Source organism: uncultured Aquabacterium sp., from assembly GCF_947366995.1.
In the GTDB taxonomy this organism is placed as follows: Bacteria; Pseudomonadota; Gammaproteobacteria; order Burkholderiales; family Burkholderiaceae_C; genus Aquabacterium.
This window is the reverse complement of record NZ_CANBCC010000046.1, coordinates 24,046-31,230: the sequence shown is the minus strand read 5'-3', so window position 1 is coordinate 31,230 and position 7,185 is coordinate 24,046. Positions and strand designations below refer to the sequence as shown.

The 7,185-nt window shown below is 67.7% G+C and carries 7 protein-coding genes and 2 tRNA genes; all 9 read right to left on the bottom strand.

Going from position 1 to position 7,185, the window contains the following annotated elements; all coding sequences use genetic code 11:
• Positions 1-186: 186 nt before the first annotated feature.
• Positions 187-262 (bottom strand) — tRNA-Lys (locus Q0Z44_RS12490).
• A 123-nt stretch (positions 263-385) separates the two neighbouring features.
• Positions 386-461, bottom strand: a tRNA-Lys gene (locus tag Q0Z44_RS12485).
• Positions 462-493: 32 nt separating this feature from the next.
• Complete coding sequence (locus Q0Z44_RS12480; protein ID WP_298013219.1) at positions 494-1,339, bottom strand: tRNA threonylcarbamoyladenosine dehydratase; 846 nt, start codon at positions 1,337-1,339, stop codon at positions 494-496.
• Between the two features lies 1 nt (position 1,340).
• A complete protein-coding gene (ybgF, locus tag Q0Z44_RS12475; RefSeq protein ID WP_298013216.1) occupies positions 1,341-2,159 on the bottom strand; it encodes a tol-pal system protein YbgF in 819 nt (272 codons plus the stop codon).
• Between the two features lie 51 nt (positions 2,160-2,210).
• Positions 2,211-2,771, bottom strand: coding sequence for a peptidoglycan-associated lipoprotein Pal (gene pal, locus Q0Z44_RS12470; RefSeq protein WP_109035338.1), 561 nt, complete (start codon positions 2,769-2,771; stop codon positions 2,211-2,213).
• 58 nt (positions 2,772-2,829) lie between these two features.
• A complete protein-coding gene (gene tolB, locus Q0Z44_RS12465; RefSeq protein ID WP_298013213.1) occupies positions 2,830-4,152 on the bottom strand; it encodes a Tol-Pal system beta propeller repeat protein TolB in 1,323 nt (440 codons plus the stop codon).
• A gap of 141 nt (positions 4,153-4,293) precedes the next feature.
• Positions 4,294-5,796, bottom strand: coding sequence for a ribonuclease G (gene rng, locus Q0Z44_RS12460; protein ID WP_298013211.1), 1,503 nt, complete (start codon positions 5,794-5,796; stop codon positions 4,294-4,296).
• Between the two features lie 9 nt (positions 5,797-5,805).
• Entirely contained in the window at positions 5,806-6,519 is a 714-nt protein-coding gene (locus Q0Z44_RS12455; protein WP_298013209.1) for an NAD(P)H-binding protein, read from the bottom strand.
• Positions 6,520-6,543: 24 nt separating this feature from the next.
• On the bottom strand, positions 6,544-7,182 hold the full coding sequence (locus Q0Z44_RS12450; RefSeq protein ID WP_298013206.1) for a Maf family protein: 639 nt from the start codon (positions 7,180-7,182) through the stop codon (positions 6,544-6,546).
• Between the last annotated feature and the right edge of the window lie 3 nt (positions 7,183-7,185).

Here is a 7,185-nt window from a genome sequence, read left to right as displayed (position 1 = left end):
CCCCAGCATGCCCAGAACGGCGAGCAGAACCGCTAAGGCCCATTTGGGGCCGGTCCAGAGCATATTGGCTTGTGGATTCATTGCCGTGATCAGATCAGGAAGAGAAACGCCGCGCGTTAGAAATTGATACAGAGGCGCTGAAATGCAAAAAGCCGAAACTACGATGTAGCTTCGGCTTTTTTTGTTTGGTGGGTCCTGAGTGACTCGAACACTCGACCTACGGATTAAGAGTCCGCTGCTCTACCAACTGAGCTAAGAGCCCGACTGCGTCAGCTTGCGCCTTGCATTCGTTGCCAACAACCGTGTTGTTAGCGAAGACTTAGATTGTAGCGTGTTTTTCGCTTCGTTCGCTGTCTGTTGTGATTTTTCATCACACTTCAGAGGGTGGTGGGTCGTGCAGGATTCGAACCTGCGACCAACGGATTAAAAGTCCGCTGCTCTACCGACTGAGCTAACGACCCGCCCTGCGAAGCCTTAAATTCTAATACGCTTTTCAGCTTCCGATCAAGCGATTCAACATTTCTGCTGCGGCCACCATGCCGAAAGTGGCGGTCACGGTCACGCTTGAGCCGTAGCCATGGCAGTTCAATGAGCCATCGCCCCCAGGAGCCACCTCACAACTGTCCTGCGGAGGCAACACGGGCTCGCGCGAAAACACGCATGTCACGCCCAGGCGCCCCTTGCGCGCCGCACTGTGGCGTTGGCGCAACCGCTGACGTACGCTCGACAGCAAGGGATCGTGCGTCACGTCGGCCAGATCGGCCACTTCCACGCGGTGTGGCTGCGTCTTGCCCCCGGCCGCGCCCACGCACACCACCGGCTTGCCGTGCTGCGTGGCCCAGGCCGCCAGCGCCGCCTTGGCGCGGACCTGGTCGCAGCAGTCGATCACGCCATCCACCTGGGTCGGGTCCAGCAACACGGCCACATTGGCTTCGTCCACGAACTCTTCGACGGCCGTCACGGCGCAATCAGGATGGATGAGCGCAAACCGCGCCTGCAGAGCATGCACCTTCGCCTGGCCCAACGTGGTCTCCAGCGCATGAACCTGGCGGTTCACGTTGGACTCGGCAATGTGATCGAGGTCGACCAGCACCAACCCCGCCACCCCGCTGCGCGCCAGCGCCTCGGCCGTCCACGAACCCACGCCGCCCACGCCGATGACCGCGATGCGGGCGGCACGAAGCCGCTCGTACCCCGTGACGCCGTGCAGGCGGCGCAGGCCGCCAAAGCGCCGCTCGGGATCCGGCCGACTGGCCGCAGCCAGCCGTTCGGCAGACGTGAGCCGGGCCTCCAGCGCCTCGGCCTGCAATCCGGGCGCGCCTTCCTGCTCATCGGACATGTCAGCCGCGGGCCTTCTTCGGCGCCGGCTTGGCCGCCGGCATGGTCAGCAGGCGATCACGGGCCGCCTGGGCCGCCTCGGTGCTCGGGTAATGCTTGACCAGCTCTTCCAGCGTCCGCCGCGCGGCCTCGTTGTCCTTGAGCTCGCCATGGCAGTTGGCGATGGACAACAACGATTCGGGCGCACGGGCGTGATCCGGGCTCTTGTCCAGCAGCTGCCGGAAGGAGGCGATCGCCTCCTTGTACTGCCGCTGGCCATAGTGCGCGTTGCCGAGCCAGTACCACGCCGACTCACGGTAGCCGGTCGACGGATAGCGCTGAAGCAGGCCGTTCAGGCCCGAGATGCCGGCGGCAAAGTCGGCCGCCCGCAGGCGGGCCAGGGCCTCGTCGAACAGACGCTTCTCGTCCGGGTCGACCTTGAAGGTCTTGCCGTCCACCGTCAGCGTCTGCGGCTCCAGCTTGCGCACCCGCTCTTCCACCGAGGCCTGCGTGTCCTTGAGCTTGCGCTGGACCTCGGCGAGGTCGCGCGCCAGCACTTCATCGTGCCCGCGCTGTCGCGCCAGATCTGCACGCAGCTGCTCGACCTGGGCATTCATCTCGAGCAGGCTGCGGCGCAGCTGCTCGATCTGTGCGTTGAGCGCACCCAGCTTGCCGGCCATCGCATCGGCATCCTGCGTCCGCTGCTGGCGGATGTCGAGGATGGCACGGCGCGCGTCTGTGTCTTCGAACAGGGCGGCCTGGGCGGCCGAGCCGATCAGCGCGGCCGTGACGGCCAGCGCCAGCGTACGAAGCCGGTGTGCAAAGGGCGGAAGCAGGGTCATGGTGCGGTCAGGCGAGCGGTGAACAGGCAGGCGGGTGCATCAGACCGCGGCTCAGCGGTCCTTGATCTCGGCGCGGCGGTTCTGGGCCCACGCTTCCTCGTTGCTGCCCTGCGCGGCCGGACGCTCCTTGCCGAAGCTGACCGACTCAACCTGGTCGGCCGACACGCCCAGCAGCGTCAGCGACTTCTGCACGGCCTCGGCGCGCTTCTGGCCCAGCGCCAGGTTGTACTCGCGGCCGCCGCGCTCGTCGGTGTGGCCTTCGATGACGACCTTGCGGGTCTTGACGGCGTTCAGGCGCTTGGCGTGGCCGTCGATGGCGCCACGGAACTCGTCCTTCACCACGAAGCTGTCGAAGTCGAAGTACACGACGCGGGGCAGACCGCCGGCGTTGGCGCTGTTGTCCGACGGCGGCACCACCACGGGGGCGACGGCGTTCGAGGGCACGGCGCTGTCATTGGCCGAGCCGGCGCCATTGGCCGTGGTGATCGGGGCGGGGCCCTTGCCAGCCTGGTCGTCGAGCTTCACGGACGAGCCGCAGCCGGCCAGCCACAGGGCGCTGCTGCTCAGCAGGGCCAGGCTCAGGGTGCGCAGCGCAAAACGGGGGGTGATCATGGGTGGTACTCCTTCAGCAAACAGTTGGAATGGGACAGGGTCGAAGCGGGAATCAGGCTCAGCGCTTGAGAGGGGGCGCGGCAGGGCCCCACACGGGCTCGCGCACGTCGGCTTGCGGGGTGGTCAGGCGGGCCTTGATGCGGCCGTCCAGCGTCGTGGTCATCAGCACGTCGCGGCCGCCGGAGCGGGTCGCATAGATGATCATCTTGCTGTTGGGTGCAAAGCTCGGGCTTTCGTCGTCGCGGGTGTCGGTCAGGGCCTTCACCGTGCCGGAGGCCAGCTCCATCAGGTGCACGCGGAAGGCGCCGCCATCGGTCTGGCCGATGTAGGTCATCCAGCGTCCATCCGGGCTGAGTGCCGGGCTGATGTTGTAGCTGCCCGAGAACGTCACGCGCTGGGCATTGCCGCCCCCCACCGGCATGCGGTAGATCTGGGGGCTGCCGCCACGGTCGCTGACGAAATAGAGCTGGCTGCCATCGGGCGTCCAGCAGGCCTCGGTATCGATGGCGCCGCTCTGCGTCAGGCGGCGCAGGCCTTCACCGTCGGCCCCGACCACGTACAGCTGCGAGCCGCCATCGCGGCTCAGTGTCACGGCCAGCTGGCGGCCGTCGGGCGACCACGCGGGCGCGCTGTTCGTGCCCTTGTAGCTCGCCACCACACGGCGCCGCCCGCTCATCACGTCCTGCGTGACCACCACGGCCTTGCCGCCCTCGAACGACACATATGCCAGCTGGCGGCCATCGGGCGACCACGCGGGCGAGATGATGGGCTGCACGCTGGTCAGCGGAGCTTGGGTGCCCTCGCCATCGGCATCGGCCACCACCAGGGTGTGGCGCGAGCCTACCTTGCTGACGTAGGCGATTCGCGTCGAAAACACGCCCTTGTCGCCGGTCAGCTTTTCGTAGATGTCGTCGGCGATGCGGTGCGCCGCCTGGCGCAGGTCGGCCGCAGGCACGACCAGGCTCAAGCCGCCCAGGTCCTGCCCCTTGACCACGTCCCACAGGTGGTAGCGCACGTCGTGGCGGCCATCGGCCAGCACGGTGACGGAGCCCGCCACCAGGGCATCGGCGCCCTTGCTGCGCCACTCGCCCATCGCGGGCCGGCTGGTGTCGTCCAGCGCACTGGCCGTCGCGTCGATCGAGCGGAAGAGCCCGCTGCGCTCGAGGTCGGCCTTGATGATGGCGGACAGCGGCTGGGGCGAGCGGGCCTCGTCGCGGAAGCGTCCGATGGCGATGGGGATCTGGGTGGCGCCGACGCCCGCGATCTCGACGCGGAACTGAGCCAGGGCCGGCCCGGTCAGCCCGAGCGAGGCGCCGCCGAGCAGGGCCGTCGAACCGAGCAGCCGACCAAGGGCTGCGCGGCGCGGAAGGGATGCATGCATGGGTCGGGCTTTGGGAATGGTGAGAACCCTGGATTGTGCCGCACGCACCGTGCGAAGTTCCCTGCGCCCCTGTCCAGACCCCGGACGAACCGCGTGAAGCTGTGTGAAGCGCGGGACGGCTTCACCCTCACGCCCACTGTGTCACAGCAGCACGATGTCGTACTGCTCGGGTGACATCGACGGCTCGGTCTGCAGCGACACCGGCTTGCCAATGAAATCGCTCAGGCCGGCCAGGTGGGCACTTTCCTCGTCCAGGAACATCTCGACGACCGCGGCACTGGCCACCACGCGGAACTCGCGCGGATTGAACTGGCGCGCCTCGCGCAGGATCTCGCGCAGGATGTTGTAGCAGACGGTGCGCGGGGTCTTGACCTGGCCGCGGCCTTCACAGGTCGGGCACGGCACGCACAGCAGGTGGGCCAGCGACTCCCGGGTGCGCTTGCGCGTCATCTCGACCAGACCCAGCGGCGAGAACCCGCTGACCGTGCTCTTGGTCCGGTCGCGCGCCATCTGCTTGCGGAGCTCCGCCAGCACGGCGTCGCGATGGTCCTCGCGCAGCATGTCGATGAAGTCGATGATGATGATGCCGCCCAGGTTGCGCAGGCGCAGCTGTCGGGCGATCGCCTGGGCCGCTTCCAAGTTGGTCTTGAAGATGGTGTCGTCGAAGTTCCGTGCGCCGACGTAGCCGCCGGTGTTGACGTCGATCGTGGTCAGCGCCTCGGTCTGGTCGATGATGAGGTAGCCGCCCGACTTCAGGTCGACCCGGCGGGCCAGCGCGCGCTCGATCTCGGTGTCGATGTTGTAGAGGTCGAAGATGGGGCGCTCGCCTTTGTAATGCGCGAGCTTGCCCACGGCACTGGGCGTGTACTCCTGGCCGAAGGCCACCAGCGCCTCGTGCTGGATCAGCGAGTCGATGCGGATGGTCTGGACCTGCTCGGTCACCAGATCACGCAGCACGCGCTGAGCCAGGTTCAGCTCCTGGTAGAGCAGCGTGCCGGGCGGCGCCTTCAGGCCGTGTTCGCGGATGGTCGCCCAGGTCTTGCGCAGGTAGCCAATGTCCATCGCCAGCTCTTCGTCAGTGGCGTCTTCGGCATTGGTCCGCAGGATGAAGCCCCCGGGGCGATTGCGTCCGTCCTTGGCGTCGGCCGCGCCGATCAGGCGGGTCATGCGCTCGCGCAGTTGCTCGCGCAGCTCGGGCGAGCCGATCTTCTGCGAGATCCCGAGGTGGTCGTCCTGGGGCAGGAAGACCAGCAGGCGACCCGCCACGCTGATCTGCGTCGACAGCCGCGCGCCCTTGGTGCCGATCGGGTCCTTGATCACCTGCACCATCAAGGTCTGGCCCTCGTGCACGCGCTTTTCGATCGGCGTCTGCGCATCGGCCGAACGCGAAGCAGGCCGTACCGACGGGTCTTCACGGTGCAGATCGGCCACGTGCAGAAATGCCGCGCGCTCCAGCCCGATGTCGATGAAGGCCGACTGCATGCCGGGCAGCACCCGCACGACCTTGCCTGCGTAGATGTTGCCAACCAGCCCCCGCTCGAGCGTGCGCTCGACGTGCAGTTCCTGCACGGCCCCGCTCTCGATGAGGGCCACACGGGTTTCCTGGGGAGTCCAGTTGATGAGAATGTCTTGGGATGCAGGCATGGGGGCAATTTACCCCATGCCACGCAGGGCCGTGTTTGTCAGCACATGCCACCCCGGCTCACCGGCCTTGGCCGAGGCCAGGAGGCCCGCTGCGACCTGGCTGGCGGCCACGGGTTTGTACGGGGCAGGCATCAGCCAGCCCAGCGCCAGACCCACCCGCTCGCCAAGCCGAAACGCGGGCCGCGCGCCCGCCAGCAGCGAGGGCTGGGCCACCGACACGTGCTCGAACCCGAGCTCACGCACCGCTTCCTCGAGTTCACCCTTGACGCGGTTGTAGAAGATCCGGGACGTGGCCCGTGCGCCCACTGCGCTCACCAGCATCGCGCGTCGGGCGCCCTGCGCGCGGGCCAACTGCATCACCTCCAGGGGGTAATCGAGGTCCACGCGGCGAAAGGCCGGCCGGGAGCCCGCCTGCGCGATCGTGGTGCCCAGTGTGCTGGCCACCCAGTCTGCATCGAACCACTCGGAGTGCTGCACGAGCCGCTCGAAGTCGATCACCCCGATGCGCAGCTTGCCCACGCCCGGCATGGCCTGCGGCGCCATCCTCAGCAAGGCTTCCGCCGACACAGGTCGGCGCACCAGCGCCCTCACCTCGCCGATGTCGGGATCGGCCAGCAGCTGGCACAGCAGTTCATGGCCGACCAGCCCGGTGCCACCGACCAGCAGCACGGTGGGACGCCGTGCCACGGTGCGATCGAACGGTTCCGGATGGGCTGTGGGCATGGCGGGTCCTGGTGGCGTGCGCAATCAGAACGACCAGCCCAGCGGCTTGAGCAGCTCGGCGGTCTCGTACAGCGGCAGGCCCATGATGCCGCTATAGCTGCCGTCGATGTGTTCTGTCCAGGCGCCGGAGCGCCCCTGGATGGCATAGGCGCCCGCCTTGCCCATCGGTTCACCGCTGGCCACGTACCGCGCGATCTCGGCATCGTCGAGGGCCCGCCAGCGCACATGCGAGGTGGAAAGGCCCAACCGTCCGTCCACCACCACGGCGGTCAGCACGCGGTGCGACTGGCCCGACAGCCGGCGCAGCATGCGGGCGGCATCAGGCCCGTCGGCGGGCTTGCCCAGGATCTGTGCGCCAAGGGCCACCGTGGTGTCTGCACACAAGATCGGCGCTGCGGGCCACGCGGCCGGGTCCCGGTCCTGTCGGCGCGCCAACCGGTCGACGGCGGCCTGCCATTTGGCGTGGGTCACGCGCTGCACGTAATCCTCGGGCGACTCGCCCTCACGCTCGTGCTCCAGCGCTTCGGCGTCTTCATCGTCATCCGGCAGCAGCAGCGCGTGGCGCACACCCAGCTGGTCCAGCAGCTGCCGTCGACGGGGGCTTTGCGAGGCCAGGTAGAGCCACGGTTGCGCCGGGGCGCTGGGCGAGAGAGCTTCAGACATGGC